Source organism: Inquilinus sp. NPDC058860 (assembly GCF_042743185.1).
Classification (GTDB): Bacteria; Pseudomonadota; Alphaproteobacteria; order DSM-16000; family Inquilinaceae; genus Inquilinus.
Window position 1 is genome coordinate 1 of record NZ_JBHYMS010000036.1, and the last position, 16,564, is coordinate 16,564.

16 protein-coding genes and 1 tRNA gene are annotated in these 16,564 nt (G+C 69.5%); 6 read left to right on the forward strand and 11 right to left on the reverse strand.

What is annotated here, in order from left to right:
- Nucleotides 1-18: 18 nt before the first annotated feature.
- Nucleotides 19-95: transfer RNA gene (locus tag ACFW16_RS22475), tRNA-Met, on the forward strand.
- A 127-nt stretch (nt 96-222) separates the two neighbouring features.
- On the opposite strand, the gene ACFW16_RS22480 is transcribed toward ACFW16_RS22475, so the two are convergent.
- Nucleotides 223-348 carry a hypothetical protein gene (locus ACFW16_RS22480; RefSeq protein WP_380309163.1) on the reverse strand — a complete coding sequence of 42 codons (126 nt, stop codon included), beginning with the start codon at nt 346-348 and terminating at the stop codon, nt 223-225.
- A 181-nt stretch (nt 349-529) separates the two neighbouring features.
- Between ACFW16_RS22480 and ACFW16_RS22485 the strand changes: the two genes are divergently transcribed.
- Nucleotides 530-1,234 carry a FadR/GntR family transcriptional regulator gene (locus ACFW16_RS22485; RefSeq protein WP_380309166.1) on the forward strand — a complete coding sequence of 235 codons (705 nt, stop codon included), beginning with the start codon at nt 530-532 and terminating at the stop codon, nt 1,232-1,234.
- Between the two features lie 60 nt (nt 1,235-1,294).
- Here ACFW16_RS22485 and ACFW16_RS22490 read toward each other — a convergent pair whose 3' ends face one another.
- The 10 genes from ACFW16_RS22490 to ACFW16_RS22535 all read right to left on the reverse strand — a co-directional run bounded on the left by ACFW16_RS22490 (nt 1,295) and on the right by ACFW16_RS22535 (nt 12,102).
- Nucleotides 1,295-1,945 (reverse strand): 4-carboxy-4-hydroxy-2-oxoadipate aldolase/oxaloacetate decarboxylase, encoded by a 651-nt coding sequence (locus ACFW16_RS22490; RefSeq protein ID WP_380309168.1) that lies wholly within the window; start codon nt 1,943-1,945, stop codon nt 1,295-1,297.
- Nucleotides 1,929-2,981 carry an aldo/keto reductase gene (locus tag ACFW16_RS22495; RefSeq protein WP_380309170.1) on the reverse strand — a complete coding sequence of 351 codons (1,053 nt, stop codon included), beginning with the start codon at nt 2,979-2,981 and terminating at the stop codon, nt 1,929-1,931. Before ACFW16_RS22495 ends, ACFW16_RS22490 begins: the two co-directional genes overlap by 17 nt.
- A gap of 32 nt (nt 2,982-3,013) precedes the next feature.
- Nucleotides 3,014-4,162, reverse strand: coding sequence for a mandelate racemase family protein (locus ACFW16_RS22500; RefSeq protein WP_380309172.1), 1,149 nt, complete (start codon nt 4,160-4,162; stop codon nt 3,014-3,016).
- Nucleotides 4,159-5,013 carry an ABC transporter ATP-binding protein gene (locus tag ACFW16_RS22505; protein ID WP_380309174.1) on the reverse strand — a complete coding sequence of 285 codons (855 nt, stop codon included), beginning with the start codon at nt 5,011-5,013 and terminating at the stop codon, nt 4,159-4,161. Before ACFW16_RS22505 ends, ACFW16_RS22500 begins: the two co-directional genes overlap by 4 nt.
- Nucleotides 5,014-5,023: 10 nt before the next feature.
- Entirely contained in the window at nt 5,024-5,863 is an 840-nt protein-coding gene (locus ACFW16_RS22510; RefSeq protein ID WP_380309176.1) for an ABC transporter ATP-binding protein, read from the reverse strand.
- 1 nt (nt 5,864) lies between these two features.
- On the reverse strand, nt 5,865-6,791 hold the full coding sequence (locus tag ACFW16_RS22515) for an ABC transporter permease (protein ID WP_380309178.1): 927 nt from the start codon (nt 6,789-6,791) through the stop codon (nt 5,865-5,867).
- Nucleotides 6,791-7,834 carry an ABC transporter permease gene (locus ACFW16_RS22520; protein WP_380309181.1) on the reverse strand — a complete coding sequence of 348 codons (1,044 nt, stop codon included), beginning with the start codon at nt 7,832-7,834 and terminating at the stop codon, nt 6,791-6,793. Before ACFW16_RS22520 ends, ACFW16_RS22515 begins: the two co-directional genes overlap by 1 nt.
- 40 nt (nt 7,835-7,874) lie before the next feature.
- Nucleotides 7,875-9,488, reverse strand: coding sequence for an ABC transporter substrate-binding protein (locus ACFW16_RS22525; protein ID WP_380309183.1), 1,614 nt, complete (start codon nt 9,486-9,488; stop codon nt 7,875-7,877).
- Between the two features lie 494 nt (nt 9,489-9,982).
- Nucleotides 9,983-10,984: a transcriptional regulator GcvA gene (gene gcvA, locus ACFW16_RS22530; RefSeq protein WP_380309185.1), complete on the reverse strand. Its 1,002-nt coding sequence runs from the start codon at nt 10,982-10,984 to the stop codon at nt 9,983-9,985.
- A 44-nt stretch (nt 10,985-11,028) separates the two neighbouring features.
- Nucleotides 11,029-12,102 carry an LLM class flavin-dependent oxidoreductase gene (locus ACFW16_RS22535; RefSeq protein ID WP_380309187.1) on the reverse strand — a complete coding sequence of 358 codons (1,074 nt, stop codon included), beginning with the start codon at nt 12,100-12,102 and terminating at the stop codon, nt 11,029-11,031.
- A gap of 203 nt (nt 12,103-12,305) precedes the next feature.
- On the opposite strand from ACFW16_RS22535, the gene ACFW16_RS22540 reads away from it, so the two are divergent.
- The 4 genes from ACFW16_RS22540 (at nt 12,306) to ACFW16_RS22555 (ending at nt 16,559) form a co-directional block, all read left to right on the forward strand.
- The gene (locus ACFW16_RS22540; protein WP_380309189.1) at nt 12,306-13,034 is read left to right on the forward strand and encodes an SDR family NAD(P)-dependent oxidoreductase; all 729 of its coding nucleotides are present in this window, start codon (nt 12,306-12,308) and stop codon (nt 13,032-13,034) included.
- Nucleotides 13,035-13,080: 46 nt separating this feature from the next.
- Nucleotides 13,081-14,166 carry an LLM class flavin-dependent oxidoreductase gene (locus ACFW16_RS22545; protein WP_380309191.1) on the forward strand — a complete coding sequence of 362 codons (1,086 nt, stop codon included), beginning with the start codon at nt 13,081-13,083 and terminating at the stop codon, nt 14,164-14,166.
- A gap of 63 nt (nt 14,167-14,229) precedes the next feature.
- Complete coding sequence (locus tag ACFW16_RS22550) at nt 14,230-15,465, forward strand: branched-chain amino acid ABC transporter substrate-binding protein (RefSeq protein WP_380309193.1); 1,236 nt, start codon at nt 14,230-14,232, stop codon at nt 15,463-15,465.
- The gene (locus tag ACFW16_RS22555) at nt 15,462-16,559 is read left to right on the forward strand and encodes a branched-chain amino acid ABC transporter permease (RefSeq protein WP_380309195.1); all 1,098 of its coding nucleotides are present in this window, start codon (nt 15,462-15,464) and stop codon (nt 16,557-16,559) included. Before ACFW16_RS22550 ends, ACFW16_RS22555 begins: the two co-directional genes overlap by 4 nt.
- Nucleotides 16,560-16,564 lie beyond the last annotated feature (5 nt).

Genomic DNA, 16,564 nt, shown 5'->3' on the forward strand with positions numbered 1-16,564 from the left:
ATGCTCCTCTCTCACCCCCGCGGGGTGGAGCAGCCCGGTAGCTCGTCAGGCTCATAACCTGAAGGTCACAGGTTCAAATCCTGTCCCCGCAACCAGATCCGATCCAAAAACCCCGTCCCCTCGGACGGGGCTTTTGCGCCTAGGGATATCGCATCAGGCTCACCTGACAACTCGGGACAATGACGGCCGGACGATCGAGGAATGCGCCTGGCGCGAGAGCGTTCAGGGCAGGACCGACGTGTCCTGGCGCAGCTCGATCACCGTCGGCGGCTGCGCCTTCTTCGATGCGTCGGGCGTGCGGCCGCGTCGCCGGTCGACAGGGGGCAGCTCGATGCCGCCAACACGCACAGGCGATCGGGCTCGCGCTGACGCCCGTCGTCCGGCAACGGCCGGGACCGCGCTGAAGGGAACGCCCGTCGCCCGAGGGCCGTACCGCTCTTGCAATAGCAGGCTACAGTCCATATTCCAGGAGTTGCATGACAACTTGGGGCAAGCGGTACCGGTGGCCAGACGATCTCCCCCCGCATCCTTGACGCTCGACATGGTGGTGCCGAACACCAATCTCGTGTCGTCGCTGAGCGCGGCCCTCGAGCGCGAGATCCTGAGCGGGCGGTTCAAGGCCGGCGACCGGCTGCCCACGGAAAGCGAGCTGTCCCGGACCACGGGCGTGAGCCGCACGGTGGTGCGCGAGGCGGTCGCCGCGCTGCGGGCGTCCGGGCTGGTGGAGACACGCCGCGGCTCCGGCGCCTTCGTGGCGGCGCAGCCGCCCCGGATCGGCCCGGCCATCCTGCGGGCCACGCTCGACGACATCCTGTCCGTCCTTGAGCTTCGCCTGGCCGTCGAGGTCGAGGCGGCGGCCCTGGCCGCCGCGCGCCATCGGGACGAGGACATCCGCGCCCTGTCCGTCGCGTTGGAGGAGGGGGAGGCCGCCGGGGACGGGCGGCGCTTGGTGACGGCCGACCTCGCCTTCCACAAGGCGATCGCCGCGGCGACGCAGAACAAGTACTTTGTGGACTTCATCAACCATCTCGGCGAGTTCGCCTTCCCACGCCGTCACCTCGATCCGTCGGCCGCGTCGGCGTATGGTCTCTCGGACTACCAGGGGAGGATCGAGGCGGAGCATCGGGCGATCCTCGAGGCGATCCGGCAGCGCGACAGCGCGCTCGCGAGCGCCGAAATGCGCCGGCACCTGGCCGGCAGCCGGGCGCGCTATAAGGCGATGACCGGCGAGTAGAGGGCCGTCGCCGAGTTGTATGATAACATCGGGCCGGTGCTCGCGGAGCCATGACGTCGGCTAGCGTGCGGGCTGGAGGAGCGGCCGCAACCCGAGCAGGTCGAGCGTGGTGGCGCCGGCCTTCAGCTTCTGCTTGATCGCGTCCTCCTTGTCCTCGCGCTCGCGTGCGCCCTTCAGGGCCAGCGCGATCAGGGCGCGCGGGACCACGACGACGCCGTCGTCGTCGCCGATGACGACGTCGCCGGGAGAGACGGCGACGCCGGCGCAGACGATCGGAACGCCGACCTCGCCGGGAAGGGTCTTGGCGGCCCCCTTCATGGCGAGGCCGCGGGAGAAGGCGGGAAAGCCCATCTCTCGGAGGCAGGGACCGTCGCGCACGCAGCCGTCGATGACGAGGCCGACGGCGCCTCTCGCCTGGCAGGCAGTGGCCAGCACGTCGCCGAAGGGGCCGGACTCGACGAAGCCGTCATTGTCGACCACCAGCACGTCGCCGGGCTGCGCCGAGGCGGCGGCCACATGGATGGCCAGGTTGTCGCCGGGCTTGCAACGTACCGTCAGCGCCGAGCCGGCGAGCTTCATGCCCGGGTAGATCGGCCTGATGCAGGCGGACATGGCGCCGCGCTGGCCCATCGCCTCGTGCAGGGTGGGCGGCGAAAAGGCGGCGAGCGCGGCGATGTCCTCCTGCGATGCCCGTTCAAAACTCGCGTCCATGCGCGCCTCCATTGCGGTCGTGATGCGATGCGAAACGCCCTTCCACCGGATAGATCGGGTCGATGAAGTTCGGGATCGCCGTGGTGCCGGGCGGCACCAGCCGGTCGACCGCGGCCTCGTCCTCGGCGGTCCAGTCGACGTCGAAGGCGGCGAGGTAGCTGTCCCACTGTGCCATCGTCCGCGGCCCGGCGATGGCGCCCGTCACCGCCTGGTTGGCCAGCACCCAGGCCATGGCGAAGGCGGCGGGGTCGTAGCCGCGCCGGCGGGCGTGTGCGCCGATCTCGGCCGCGGCGGCGAGGGTTGCGGGCGCATATTCGGTTTCCATCATGCGCCGGTTCTGCCGGGCGGCGCGGCTGTCCGGCGGGGGCGGCTCGCCGATCGCGTATTTGCCGGTCAGCACCCCGCGCGCGGTCGGGCTGTAGCAGAACACGCCGATGCCGAGCGCGCGGCAGGCCGGCAGCACCTCGACCTCCACGGTGCGGTTGAGGGCGTGGTACAGCGGCTGGTCGACCACCGGCCGGTCGATGCCGGCCTGGTCGCAGATCGCGGCGATGCGGGCGATGCGCCAGGCCTTGAAGTTCGAGACGCCGAAATAGCGGATGGCGCCGCTGCGCTGCAGGTCGGCGACGGCGCGCACCGTCTCCTCCAGCGGCGTCCCGGGATCCTCCTTGTGCAGGTAGAGGATATCGATGAAGTCGGTGCCGAGCCGCCTCAGGCTCCGCTGCACCTCCTCGATGATCCATTTGCGCGACAGGCCGCGCTGGTTGGGGCCGGGCCCGTTCGGGTTCGCCAGCTTGGTGGCCAGCACCCAGTGATGGCGGTCGGTGGCGATGGCGCGGCCGACGATCTCCTCCGACCGGCCGCCGGCATAGGTGTCGGCCGTATCGATGTGGTTGACGCCGCGGTCGAGTGCGGAGGCGACGATGCGCTTCGCCTCGGCCTCGTCCGTGGTGGCGCCGAAGGTCATCGTGCCCAGGGCCAGCCGCGACACCACCAGCCCGCTGCTGCCCAGCCGTTTCGTTGGGATCGTCGCCATGGCGGTTCTCCCTGCGGGCGTGTCCCGGAGGATCAGCGCACCAGGTTGTCGTTGATGTAGGCGAGGTTGACGTCGGCCCCGAGGCCCGGCAGCTGCGACAGGGGCACGAAGCCGTCCTGGTCCATCGGGTCCACCGGCGCGTTGAGGTAGTCCGGCACCCGGTCGTAGTCGAGGAACGGGTGCAGCAGGCCGCGCTCGTACCAGACGCAGTTCTTGATGCAGCCGATGACGGTGAGGTTGCCGACGCCGCTGCCATGGATCTCGCAATCCATGTTGAAGGCCTCGGCGAGGTGGGCGACCTTGAGGCTCGGCATGATCCCGCCGACGTCGAACACGCCGGTGCGCATGATGTCGCAAGCGCCGGCCTTGGCCCATTCGGCGCGGACCATGTGCTTGCCCATGGCCACTTCCGGGCCGAGGATCGGGATGTCGAGATTGCCGGCGAGCCAGGCGTAGGAGCTCATGCTGGCCTCGTCCATCGGCTCCTCGTACCAGGCGAAGCCCAGCTTCTGCAGCTCGCGGCCGAGATAGAGGGCGTCGGACCGGCTGTACCAGTGGTAGGCGTCGAGCATCAGCGCGATGCCGGGCCCGACCGCCTCGCGCACGGCGGCGCAGGCGGCGACGTCGCGCCTCGGGTCGGGCGCCGCCGCGCCGTCGGGCATCCAGGTGTGCAGCTTGATGCCCTTGTAGCCCCGCCCGACCAGCGCCTCGGCGAAGCGGGCGTAGTCCTCGGGGGAGGAGAGGCCGCCCGGGACGTCGTCGCCCACCATGGTGCTGCCATAGGCGGGCGCCTTGTCGCGATAGCTGCCGATCAGCCGGTGCACCGGCAGGCCGAGCTTGCGCCCGGCCAGGTCCCACAGCGCCAGCTCGACCGCGCACAGCGCCCGGTCGGTGAGCTGCTCGGCGCTGCCGCGCTGCCGCAGCAGCAGCTCCTGCCACAGCCGCTCGCGCTCGAACGGATGCTGGCCGAGGAGGACCGGCTTGTAGAGCTTCTCCACCACATAGGGCCGGATCACCTCGGGGTTGTAGATGCAGTACCCCTCGGTGCCGTCGTCGCAGAGGACGGTGAGCAGCCCGCTCCGCGTCTCGGTCTCCTTGCCGGGATGGGCATGGCCGGCCTTGTCGCGCGCGATCTGGGTCTTGTGGACGAATACGCGCACGGTCACGTCGACGATCTTCACGGGCGTCCTCCATCGGGGCGGATTGCGGCGAGGTCCAGGGTCGTGTCGGGCGGCTGCTCGGGCTGGGGGCCGGTGCCGTCGGCCCGCGCCAGCCGGCGCGCGAGCGACCGGTCGTAGCGCCGGCTGGCCTCGATCAGGATCTGCGTATAGGGATGCTGCGCCCGGCCGTCGGCGAGATCGGCGCTGGTCAGCGTCTCCAGGATGCGGCCGTGCTGCATCACCGCGAAGCGGCTGCACATATGGGCGACGACGCCGAGGTCGTGGCTGACCAGGATGTAGGTGAGCTGCTTCTTCGCCCTGACGTCGGCGAAGAGGTTCAGGATCTCCGCCTGCACCGAGACGTCGAGCGCCGAGGTCGGCTCGTCCAGCAGCAGCAGGCGCGGCTCCAGGATCAGCGCCCGGGCGATGGCGACGCGCTGGCGCTGGCCGCCCGAAAGCTGGTGCGGATAGCGGTAGCGCAGCTGCGGCGCCAGCCCGACGTCGCGCAGCGCCTGGTCGATGCGGTCGCGCACGTCGCCGATGCCGTGGATGACCAGCGGCTCGGCCAGCGTGGCGTTGACCGTGCGGCGCGGATGCAGCGAGCCGTAGGGATCCTGGAACACCATCTGGACCAGGCGCGAGCGGGCCTTGCGGTCCGCCGCCGCGTTGCCGTCGAGCCGCACGGTGCCGGTCCAGTGCCGGTGGAGCCCGGCGATGCAGCGCAGGATGGTCGACTTGCCCGACCCGCTCTCGCCGACCAGGCCGAACACCTCGCCCCGCTCGACCGCGAAGCTGATGCCGTCGAGCACCCGCACGGCGTAGGACCCGCTGCCGAAGGCGAGGCCGAGGTCGTCGACGGTCAGGATCGCCATGGCTGCCTCCTCACCCCTGGGCCCAGGCGGGATCGCGGATCATCACCGGCAGCCGGTCGCGGCGCTGGTCGATGCGGGGCAGGGCGTCCAGAAGCCCGCGGCTGTAGGGATGTCGGACGGTATCGAGCTCGGCCGCGGAGACCGATTCGACGATGCGGCCGGCATACATGATCAGCACCCGGTCGCAGAAGGAGCGGACCAGGTTGAGGTCGTGGCTGATGAAGATCAGGCCGATGCCGCGCTCGCTGACCAGGTCGTCGAGGATGGCGAGGACCTGGAGCCGCACCGTGACGTCGAGGGCGGAGGTCGGCTCGTCGGCGATGATCAGGTCGGGCTCGGGGATCAGCATCATGGCGATCATCACGCGCTGGCCCATCCCGCCCGAGACCTGGTGCGGATACTGGCCGTAGACATGCCCGGGGTTGCGGATTCGCACCGCCTCCAGCATGGCCAGCGCCTGGTCGCGGGCCTCGGCGCGCGAGGCCTTGCGGTGCCGGCGATAGGCCTCGGCGATCTGCTCGCCCACGGTCATGACCGGATCGAGCGCGAATTTCGGGTCCTGCAGGATCATCGAGATGCGCCGGCCGCGGATGCCGAGCATCTGCCGTTCGCCGGCCTGCAGCAGGTCGATGCCGCGGAAGTCGAATTTTTGGGCGGTCATCCGCGCGAAGCGCGGATGGAGCCGCAGGATGGACCGACCGATGGTCGACTTGCCGGAGCCGGATTCCCCGACGATGCCGAGCTTCTCGCGCCCGACGGCGAAGGAGACGCCGCGCACGGCATCGACCAGGCCGCGCGGGGTCGGGAAGCGCACCCGGAGATCCTCGATCGTCAGCAGGGGCTCGGCCATCTCAATCCTGCCTGGGGTCGAGGACATCGCGCAGCCCGTCGCCGAACAGGTTGAAGGCGAGGCTGACGATCAGGATCGCCATGCCGGGCATGGTGATCACCCACCAATGGTCGAGCATGAAGCGGCGGCCGGTCGAGGTCATGGCGCCCCATTCCGGCGTCGGCGGCTGGGCGCCGAGGCCGAGGAAGCCAAGGCCCGCCGCGGTCAGGATGACGCCCGCCATGTTGAGCGTGACCCGGACGATGAGGGAGGGCAGGCACAGCGGCATGACGTGGCGGGTGATGATGCGCAGCGCCGAGGCGCCCTGCAGCTGGGCGGCGGCGATGAAGTCGCTGCCGGCGACGGTCAGGGCCTCGGCCCGGGCCAGGCGCGCGATCGGCGGCCAGGCGGTGAGGGTGATGGCCAGCACCGCGTGGTCGAGACCGGGCCCCAGCGCCGCGGCGAAGGCCAGCGTCAGCACCAGCCCCGGGAAGGACAGGAACAGGTCGGTCAGGCGCATCAGCACCGTGTCGGCGATGCCGCCGAGATAGCCGGCGGTGGCGCCGACCGCGAGGCCGATCGGCCCGACGGTGATGAAGACCAGGCCGACGATGTAGAGCGTGACGCGCGAGCCGTAGACGATGCGGCTGAAGATGTCGCGGCCGATCTCATCGGTGCCGAACCAGTGGGCGGAGGAGGGCGGTCGCAGCGCGTTCGGAAGATCCTGCGCCAGCGGGTCGTGGGTGGCGAGCCACGGGGCGAAGCTGGCGACGAGGCAGAGCAGGACGATGATGGCGAGGCCGATGGCGGCGAGGGGATTGGCGAAGAAGCGCAAGGTGGTGGCATAGAGCTCGTGCAGCATCGCCTCGCCGGGCGAGCGGGGCTCGCGCGCCATATAGGCCTTCAGGCCTCTCGCGGGCGGCGCGGCATCGGCGGGCAGGTCGGCCATCAGCGGGTCCTCGGGTCGAAGACGCGGTACAGCAGGTCGCTCAGCACATTGAGGCTGATGAAGATCAGCCCGACGATCAGGACGCAGACCATCACCGCGTTCATGTCGCCGAGAAGGAGGTTGTTGGTCAGGTACTGGCCGAAGCCCGGCCAGGCGAACACCGTCTCCACGAGCACGGCGCCTTCCAGCAGGTTGCCGTAGGTCAGCGCGATGATGGTGACGAGCTGGACCCGGATGTTGCGGAAGGCATGGCGCCAGATCACGTCGCGGCGGGGCAGGCCCTTGGCGCGCACGGCGATGATGTATTCCTGCGACAGCTGCTCCAGCATGAAGCTGCGCGTCATGCGGCTGAGATAGGCCATCGAGGAGTAGGCGAGCACGGAGGCCGGCAGGGCGATGTGGCGCAGCGCGCTCCAGAACACCTCCATGTCGCCGTCGATCAGGGAATCGACGAGAAGCAGCCCGGTCCTGACCGGCACGATGCCCTCGTAGAAGACCTCGACGCGGCCGCCGCCGCCGACCCAGCTGAGCTGCGCGTAGAACAGCAGCAGCCCCATCATGCCGAGCCAGAAGATCGGCACGGAATGGCCGAGCAGGGTGATGACGCGGACGATGTGGTCGGTGGGGCGGCCGCGGCGGCTGGCGGCCAGCACGCCGAGGGGGACACCGATGCCGGCACCGAGCAGGATGCTCACGGTCGCGAGCTCGACGGTCGCGGGAAAGACGCGGATGACGTCGTCGATCACGCGGTGGCCGGTCAGCAGCGCCACGCCGAAATCGCCGCTGAAGATCTGCCCCAGATAGTACCAGAGCTGCACGTGCAGCGGCTGGTCGAGGCCGAGCTTCTCGTACATCGCCTGATACGCAGCCTGATCGGCATCGGCGCCGACCAGCCGCGCCACCGGATCGACCGGCATGACCCGGCCGATCAGGAAGGTGAGGATCAGGAGACCGAGCAGGGTGACCGCGACCGCGAGGGCCTGGTCGAGCCATGGGCGCGACGGTCTGCCGCGTCCGAACCATCCTGACAGCTGTGACAGCACGCTTCCGCTCCCGGGAATGACGGGACCGTTCGGTCCTCGGTTACCGCTCCTTCGTCACCTCGCGGTACCGTGTGGTCCAGGCATAGTGATAGACGTAGCCCTTCACATCCGCGCGCGTGACGACCGAGTCCAGCGCCTGGGAAAACGGCTGGATCGACGGCACCACGTCTTCGGCGTAGAGCTGGATCTCCTCGTACATCTTCTTCTGCTTGTCCGGATCCGGCTCGAGCAGCGCGGTGTCGATGAGCTGGTTCAGCTTCTCGTCGTAGAAGGCGGTGCGCCAGCCCTGGAACGAGGTCAGCTTGGCCTCGTCGCGGTTGTCGGGATTGTACAGCTGGTTGCGCAGGTTCGAGTGCGGATGCGGATCGGTGCCGCCGCCGCCGCGGCCGACGAGCAGGTCGAATTTGCGCTCGCGCATGGCGCCGTAGACGGCGTCGCCGTTGCCGGAGATGATCTCCGCCTTGATGCCGGCCTGCGCCAGCGTGCCCTGGATCGAGGTGGCCGCGTCGATGAAAGGCGGGTCCGACAGCACCCGCAGCGTGGTCGAGAAGCCGTCCGGATAGCCGGCCTCGGCCAGGAGCTGCTTGGCGCGGTCGACGTCGAGCTTGTAGCCCGGGTCGGGCAGCGAACCCGGCAGCCCGATCTGGATCGGGCGCTGGTGATAGAAGCCGTAGAACGGCATGATCGTCTTGTTGATGCCGTCGTAATCGATCAGATACCGCAGCGCCAGACGGACGTTCTTCTTGGCGAATGCGTCGTCCTTCATGTTGACGGCGAGGTAGTACATGTTGCCGCCCGGCGCCGAGTTGATGACGACATCCTTGTTGTCCTTCAGCGCCTCCATGTCGGCCACCGACAGGTTCATGGCGATGTCGATGTCGCCGCGCTCGATGGCCAGGCGCTGGGTCTGCGGTTCCGGCATGTGGCGGTAGATCACGCGCCGCGTCTTCGCCGGCTCCCGCCAGTAGCCGTCGAAGCGCTCGAGCATGATGATGTTGTTCGGCTGCCAGTTGCGCAGGGTGTAGGGGCCGGAGCCGGCATCGTTGGTGGCGAGCCAGGCCTGGCCGAGATCGCCGTCCTTCTCGTGCTCCATGACCAGCTTGCTGTCGAGCACCATGCCGGCGGTGTTGTGCGCGACGGTGTAGAGAACGAGGGTCGGATCGGTCCGCTGCGGGATCTTGAGCACGACCGTCTCGTCGTCCGGCGCCGTGACGGTCTCGGCGACATTGTCGGCGGTGAAGCCGGAGATCTTCCAGTTCGACCCCTGCGTGGACTGGGTCTTGAGCGCCCGCGTCACCGACCAGACGAAGTCCCTGGCCGTCAGCGGGTTGCCGGAATGGAAGGCCACCCCCTTGCGCAGCTTGAAGGTGATGGTCTGCCCGTCCTCGCTGACCGTCCAGCTTTCCGCCAGGCTCGGCAGCAGCTTGCCGCGCTCGCGCGGATCGGAGTCGATCAGCGAATCGTAGACATTGGCCAGCACCTCGAGCGACTCCCGGCCGGTCTGGAAGGGCGGGTCGAGCGCCAGGATGTTCGTCATGCTGAGCCCGACGACGATCTGGTCGTCCGGGGTGGCGGCGTCACTCCGGCCGACCGGCCAGGCGATGATGGCGAACGCGAACAGTCCGGCGCCGAGGGCGCGGAAGATTGCGGTCATCCTGTTCCTCCCTACGCGCACCCGTCCGGTTCTCCCGCGGCGCATTCATTGTCGTTCGGCAGAAACTTAAATGATGTCATATAACTTATGTCACGCGTTGTCACGCCTCTTGTGTGCAGTCGGACCGATCCGAGCGCGCGGCGCGATCTCTCTGCTATCCGGGCCCGAATATTGTCCTTCGGCACCAGCTCTGGAGGGTATCTAATATATTGTTAAGAAAAGAATTTTTGGATGCGCCAGGGGCGGCGCGTGCCGTGACGGATGGAGAAATCCTGTTCCGGCTCGGTCCGTCGGACCCTGGCGAGCATCGGGGCAGTTTGCTATAAAGTTATCATATAACTTTATAGCAAAGGCGGTTCGGCTGCCGGTTCCTCGGTCTCAGGTTGGTGTCAGCAACCAAACCCTACCGGAGAATCGCAGATGATCACCGCTGTGGATAAGGTGGGACGCAACCGATGGTTGATCGGCCGGCGCGATGGACGTCGGCCTCGCGTTCATTTTGACGAGATCGGCTGTCGTCCGTCGATCGCGGCTTCGGCCTCCGCTCGGATCCAGGCGCGGAAATTCGCGATCGCCGGCTTGTCGCCGTATTCCGGGCTCGACAGGATGTAATAGCCGTCCTCGGTCGTGAGCTCGGTCTCGAAGGCGCGGACCAGCCGGCCGGATTTGAGTTCGCTTTCGACCAGCAGATAGCTCGACAGCCCGACCCCCTGGCCCTGAGCCGCCGCCTCGAGCATCAGACTGGCATCGCTGAAATACAGGGATTCCGCGAGGTCGACGCCGATGCCGCCGGCGGCCTCCTGCCAGGCGGTCCAGGAATGGCCGTGCACCACCTGCAGCAGGGTGTGGCGCGACAGCTCCTCGGCACGGCGGAGCGGCCGTCCGTCCGGCAGCAGCGACGGGCTGCACACCGGGAAGATCGGCTCGCGCCCCATCGGCTCCGCCCGCACCCCCGGCCACCGGCCGCTGCCCCAACGGATCGCGACATCGATATCCTGCCGGTCGAAGTCGACGGGGTCGTTCGAGGCCAGCAGCGTCACCTTCACCAGCGGGTGCGTCTCCATGAAGCGCTTCAGCCGCGGCACCAGCCAGCGCGAGGCCAGGGCGGGCGCGGCGTTGACGCAGAGGACGGTCGGGGTCGCGGGATCGGCGATGCGGTCGCAGGCCCGGCCGAGCATGGCCAGCGCCTCGTGCACCACGCCGGCGAGGGCCGTGCCCTCGCGCGTCAGCTCCAGCCGGCGCGGCAGGCGGCGGAACAAGCGGACCTCGAGGAACTCCTCGAGCTGCCGGATCTGCTGGCTGACGGCGGACTGGGTCACGCACAGCTCGTCGGCCGCGGCGGTGAAGCTGTGGTGCTGGGCCGCCGCGTCGAACACCCGGAACAGGTTCAATTGCGGCAGCCGCGCCGCCCGCCGGCCGGCCCGGCCCTCCCGCGGCGGCGCAGCCTCGGGCGGGGCAATGGCGGCCGTGGGGCGGTCCGGCGGCACCGCGCTCATCTCTGGGCTGCTCTGGGTTGGTGGTTTCGGGGCGAGCCGGTTGATCATGCCGCGTCGAGCACGCTGTCGTCACGCAGCTCGACGATGCCTTCGAGCTGCGGGATGACGTCGCAGCCGAAGCGTTCGAGCGAGGCCAGGGTCTCGCGACGCCCGATGCCGGCGAAGCCCGCGAAGCAGGACAGATGGGTCGGGCGCAACACCTCCAGCTCCTGATGCAGCTTCTCGGCGCAGTAGTTCGCCGGGCCGATCACCGCATTGTCCAGGAAGTCGTCCAGCGGCGGCTCGTCGTTCAGCGGCATCAGGCGCAGGAACGGACCGTCCTTGCTGGGCTGCGCCGTCGCCAGCGGCACCGCCGCGCGCGCCAGGTTGCGGACGCAGCGCGCGGCATGGCGCGCATCCTCCGGATCGTCGGTGACATAGACGTAGCGCTGCACCGCCAGCGGCATCCGCCGGGCGTCGCCGCCGGCCGCGGACCAGCGCTCGGCGATCAGGTCGCGGAACCCCCGGGCGGCGTCGAGGCCGCGATGACCGAAGCTCATGAACGGCGTGTGGCCGCCCCGGACCATGCGCGCCACCACCGCGGGGTGGCTGCTGGCGACGTAGACGTCCGGCATGGCCAGCCCGAAAGGCCGCATCGACAGCTCGGTGTGCGGAATGTCGAAGATCGCGCCACGGTGCTCCACCACGCCCGAGGTCAGCCCCTGCTCCAGGATGTCCCAGGCCTCGAGCATCCGCTGGTGGCGCTGGTCGGAATCGACCCGGTAGCGGTCGAATTCGTAGGGCTGGTAGCCGCAGCCGAGGCCGAGGACCAGCCGGCCGGAGGTCAGGAGGTCGGCGAAGGCCGCCTCCTGCACGATCCGCAGCGGCTCGTAGAAGGGCAGGGCCAGCACGGCCGGGCCGAGGCGGATGCGGCTGGTCGCGGCCGCGCAATGCGCGACCATCAGGAGGGAGGACGGGCAGATCGAATGGTTCGTGAACTGGTGCTCGGCGAACCACGCGATGTCGAAGCCGAAATCCTCGGCCATGCGCACCGTGTCGACGGTGGTGCGCAGCACCGATGCCGGCGAGGTGTTGCGGTCGTACAGCCCCATCAGGCTGAACAGGCCGATCTTGACCATGCTTGCCTCCTGCGCCGACGGTAGGGGCTGCCCCGGCCCCGGGCAAATTAGCTGTTCTAATCCGACGATAACCGCTGCTTGCCGCTTCGCCGGACGGGTGTCCGCGCTAATCGGTGCAGTAGAAATCACCGTTTGTCCGGCCGGCCCCGTCCTGGACAGAGTGTCCCGTCGGCAACGAAACGACACGGGAAGGCGGAGCGGAGATGCAGGGGCACACCATCGTCGTCACCGGCGGGGCCAGCGGGCTGGGCAGGGCGGTCTGCCTGCGGCTGGCGCGGGCCGGGGCCAGGATCGCGGTGATCGACATCGACGCCGCCGGCGCGGCCGCCGTGGTCGAGGAGATCCGGGGCTTCGGCGGGGCGGCCGTGTCCGCGGTCGGCGACCTGACCCGGCGCGACAGCGCCCACGCGCTGTTCGCCGAGGTCGCCGCCACCGGCCGGGTCCACGGGCTGGTCAACTGCGCCGGGGTCTATCCGCGCCGGCCGATCCTGGAGGTCTCGGACGAGGACTGGGATTTCAGCTTCGCGGTCAATGTCCGCGGCCTCTACCACATGAGCGTCGCCGCGATCCGGCACATGCAGGGGCAGGGCGGCGGACGGATCGTCAACGTCGCCTCGATCGACGCCTTCAAGGCGCATCCGAAGAACGCGCATTACGCCGCGATGAAGGCGGCGGTGGTCAGCCTGACCAAGAGCCTCGGGCACGAGGTCGCGGGGCAGGGCATCCTGGTCAACGGCGTCGCCCCGGCGGCGATCGCGACCGAGAAGGCGAAGGCGGCCGGCTTCCTGCCGGAGCTGGCGGCGCAGACGCCGATCGGCCGCGCCGCCGAGCCCGACGACGTGGCCGACGTCATCCTGTTCCTGGTGTCCGGGCAGAACCGCTACATGGTCGGCGAGACCGTGGCGGTGAGCGGCGGATACTTCATCCCCTGACATCGATCGACTTCGAGACTTCCCGCGCAAAGGGGCGCCACAGATCATGCATTTCGGTCTCTTCAGCCTGATGGGCCTGCGCGACAACCCGGGCGGCATCGCCGGCGTCATCGCCGACACCAGGGACATGGTGAAGCTGGCCGAGCAGGCCGGGTTCGAGATCGCCTGGTTCGCCGAGCACCATTTCACCAACTACTCGATCAGCGTCTCGCCGCTGATGATGGCGGCGCATATGGCGGGGCAGACCAGCCGCATCCGCCTCGGCGCCGGGGTCGTGGTGCTGCCGCTGTACCATCCGATGCGGGTGGCGCAGGAGATCGCGCTGCTCGACCAGCAGTCGGGCGGCCGGGCCGTGCTCGGCGTCGGCACCGGCTACCAGGCCTATGAGTTCGAGCGCTACGGCGCCCCGGTGGCGCAGAAGACCGAGCTGTTCCTGGAATACTGGGCGGTGGTCGAGCAGGCGCTGTCCGAGGGCCGCGTCGCCTTCTCCGGCAAGCACATCACCGTGCCGGAATCGGTCTTCACCATGCGGCCGGTGCAGACGCCGATGCCGCCGGTCTACTGCACCTCCCCGCATCCGGCGATCCTGAAGGCGCTGGCGCGCTGGGACGGCGTGCCCTTCGTCACCGCCGGCTGGCGCGGCACCAAGGCGCTGTTCGACATCGTCGAGCAGGTCCGGGCGAGCTGGGTGGCGGCGGGGCTGGACGGTGCTGCCATGCCGGTCGCGCTGCAACAGTACATCCATGTCACCGACAGCCGTGAGGAGGCGCTGGCGGCGGCCGAGCGGGCGCGCTATGTCGGCCGCATGGTCACGGCGCTGCGCAACCCCGAGCTGGTGCTCGACGGCTCCTTCGTCCAGGCGCCGGCGCTGCCGGACGAGCCGCCGCTGGAGACCTTCGCCGACAACCTGCTGATCGGCGACCCGCACCATGTCGCCGAGCGGCTGGTGACGGAGATCCGGCGGCTGCAGCCGACCCATTACAACTGCTTCTTCCAGTTCGGCGACATGCCCGTCGCCCGTGCCCGGCGCGCGCTGGAGCGCTTCGCCACGGAGGTGCTGCCGCTGGTCGAGCGCGAGGTCGGACCGATCGCGTCGATCGGCGCCCGGCCCGCGACCGCCGCGGCCGAGTAGGGATCCCGGCGCACCCGCAAACGGGGCGCCGGCAGGAACAACAATCGCAAAAGGGGTGGCTTCATGGGCAAGTACAGGACATCCGCGCTCGTCCTCGCATCGGCGCTCCTCGCCGCGCCGGGGCTGCGGGCGGAAACCGTCGGTCCCGTCACCGACGCGATCGGTGTGGTCAAGATCGCCAAGGGGCAGTCGATCCTGATCGGCGGCTACTCGTCCCAGTCGGGCGGCGACACCAACCAGGGCATCGACGAGCTGCGCGGCTCGTCCCTCGCCATCGCCGATGCCGGCGGCGAGGTGCTGGGCTTCCCGGTCAAGCTGTTGTCCGAGGACGCGCAATGCACCGCGGAGGGCGGCCAGACGGCGGCGACCAAGCTGGCCGGCAACCGCCAGGTCCTGGCCGTGCTCGGCCCCAGCTGCTCGAGCGGGGCGCGGGTCGGGGCGCCGATCCTGTGGAATCTCGGCATCCCCAGCGTCGCCTTCGGCGCGACCGCCCCGGCCCTGACCGCCGCCGACCGGCCGGCCGACTTCCAGGGCTTCCTGCGGGTCATCCCGAACGATCTGAAATCGGCCGAATTCGCCGTCGGCTACGCGCTGAACACGCTGCATGCCAAGACCGCGGCGACGATCCATGACGGATCGCCCTACACCGAACAGCTGGTGCGCGCCTTCGAGGCGGGCTTCACCGCCAAGGGCGGCAAGATCGCGGCCAGCGAGGCGATCGCGCCGACCGACACCGACCTGCGGCCGGTGCTGACCCGGATCGCGACCAGCACGCCGGATATCATCTTCACCCCGGTCTTCACCTCCAGCATCGGCTTCCTGCTGCGGCAGCGGGGCGAGGTGCCGGCGCTGAAGGACACCGTGATCCTGGGCGGAGAAGGCGTGTTCAGCGCCAATGTGATCGAGGCCGCCGGGGCGGATATCGTCGGCTTCCGCATCGTCGGCCCGTCGACCGACCAGTTCTCCGACCGCTTCCCGGCCTTCGTCGAAGGCTTCAAGGAGGAGTATGGCGAGGCCCCGATCGGCGGCTTCAGCGCCTATGGCTACGACGCTGCGCTGTTGACCCTGGCCGCGATCAAGGCGGTCGGCCAGACCGATGGCGACGGCAACCTCTATGTCGGCCGCAAGGCGCTGCACGACGCGATGCTGGCGACCAAGGACCTGCCGGGCCTGACCGGCAGCCTGAGCTGCGGCCCGACCGGCGATTGCGGCGCCGCGACCTACGCGGTCTGGCAGTTCACCGGCGACGACCCGTCCAGCTTCGCGCCGGGCACCAACCCGAAGAGGATCTACCCATGACGGCGGCGGCCGACGCCTCCGCGCCGCGCCGCCTCCTGGCCGAATGGCTGCGGCGCTCCACCTGGGTCGACCATCTCCTGCTGGCGATCCGGATCGGCGTCGCCGCCCTGGTCCTCGTCGGGCTCGTCGGCAGCCTCGCCGCCGGCACCTATTCCGCGGCGAATCTGGGCTCGTTCTTCGTCTTCGGGCTGACCATCGGCAGCGTCTACGCCTTGATCGCGCTGGGCTACACCATGGTCTACGGCATCCTGCGGATGATCAACTTCGCCCATGGCGACGTGATGATGGTCGGCTCCTTCGCCGGCCTGTTCGCGGCGGTGGCGCTGAAGGACGCCGGCCTCACCGCCGGCGCGCCGCTGCTGGCGCTGCCGCTGATCCTGGCGGCCGGGATGGCGGTGGGGGCGACCGTGTCGCTCGGGGTCGAGCGGGTGGCCTACAGGCCTTTCCTGCATGTCCGGTCGCTGGCGCCGCTGATCTGCGCCATCGGCCTGTCCTTCGTGCTGCAATACGGCGCGCGCGGCCTGTTCGGCACCCGCAACCGGGCCTATCCGGATCTTGGCTGGATGGAAGGGACGATCGTCCTGGGCTCCGTCTCCGTCCCGATCCCGCAGCTCGTCGCCTTCGCGGCGGCGCTGCTGATGCTGGCCGGGCTGGTCGCGGTGGTCCGGTTCACCCGGCTGGGCAAGGCGATGCGGGCGGTGGCCGAGGACCGCGATGCCGCGGCGATGGTCGGGATCGACGTCGCCCGGGTGATCGTCGCCACCTTCGCCATCGGCGGCGCCATGGCCGGGGCGGCCGGCGTGCTCTACGCCCTGGTGTTCAAGCAGATCACCGTGTTCATGGGCTTCGCCCTTGGCGTGAAGGGCTTCGCCGCGGCGATCCTCGGCGGCATCGGCAACCTGCCCGGCGCGATGCTGGGCGGGCTGGTCCTCGGCGTCGCCGAGGCGCTCGGCCCGGCCCTGCTGCTCGAAGGTTTCGGCCTGCCGGCGCCCTATCAGCTCAAGGACGTGATCGGCTACGGCATGCTGGTCATGATCCTGATCTTCCGGCCCCAGGGGCTACTCGGCGAGCGCCTGTCGGCCAAGCGGGCATAGGGGAG

Coding starts and splice junctions, on each gene's coding strand:
- ACFW16_RS22490 (WP_380309168.1), bottom strand. CDS start 1,945: ATGGACGCGAGTTTTGAACGGGCATCGCAGGAGGACATCGCCGCGCTC.
- ACFW16_RS22495 (WP_380309170.1), bottom strand. CDS start 2,981: ATGGCGACGATCCCAACGAAACGGCTGGGCAGCAGCGGGCTGGTGGTG.
- ACFW16_RS22505 (WP_380309174.1), bottom strand. CDS start 5,013: ATGGCGATCCTGACCGTCGACGACCTCGGCCTCGCCTTCGGCAGCGGG.
- ACFW16_RS22510 (WP_380309176.1), bottom strand. CDS start 5,863: ATGGCCGAGCCCCTGCTGACGATCGAGGATCTCCGGGTGCGCTTCCCG.
- ACFW16_RS22515 (WP_380309178.1), bottom strand. CDS start 6,791: ATGGCCGACCTGCCCGCCGATGCCGCGCCGCCCGCGAGAGGCCTGAAG.
- ACFW16_RS22525 (WP_380309183.1), bottom strand. CDS start 9,488: ATGACCGCAATCTTCCGCGCCCTCGGCGCCGGACTGTTCGCGTTCGCC.
- gcvA (WP_380309185.1), bottom strand. CDS start 10,984: ATGAGCGCGGTGCCGCCGGACCGCCCCACGGCCGCCATTGCCCCGCCC.
- ACFW16_RS22535 (WP_380309187.1), bottom strand. CDS start 12,102: ATGGTCAAGATCGGCCTGTTCAGCCTGATGGGGCTGTACGACCGCAAC.
- ACFW16_RS22540 (WP_380309189.1), top strand. CDS start 12,306: ATGCAGGGGCACACCATCGTCGTCACCGGCGGGGCCAGCGGGCTGGGC.
- ACFW16_RS22545 (WP_380309191.1), top strand. CDS start 13,081: ATGCATTTCGGTCTCTTCAGCCTGATGGGCCTGCGCGACAACCCGGGC.
- ACFW16_RS22550 (WP_380309193.1), top strand. CDS start 14,230: ATGGGCAAGTACAGGACATCCGCGCTCGTCCTCGCATCGGCGCTCCTC.
- ACFW16_RS22555 (WP_380309195.1), top strand. CDS start 15,462: ATGACGGCGGCGGCCGACGCCTCCGCGCCGCGCCGCCTCCTGGCCGAA.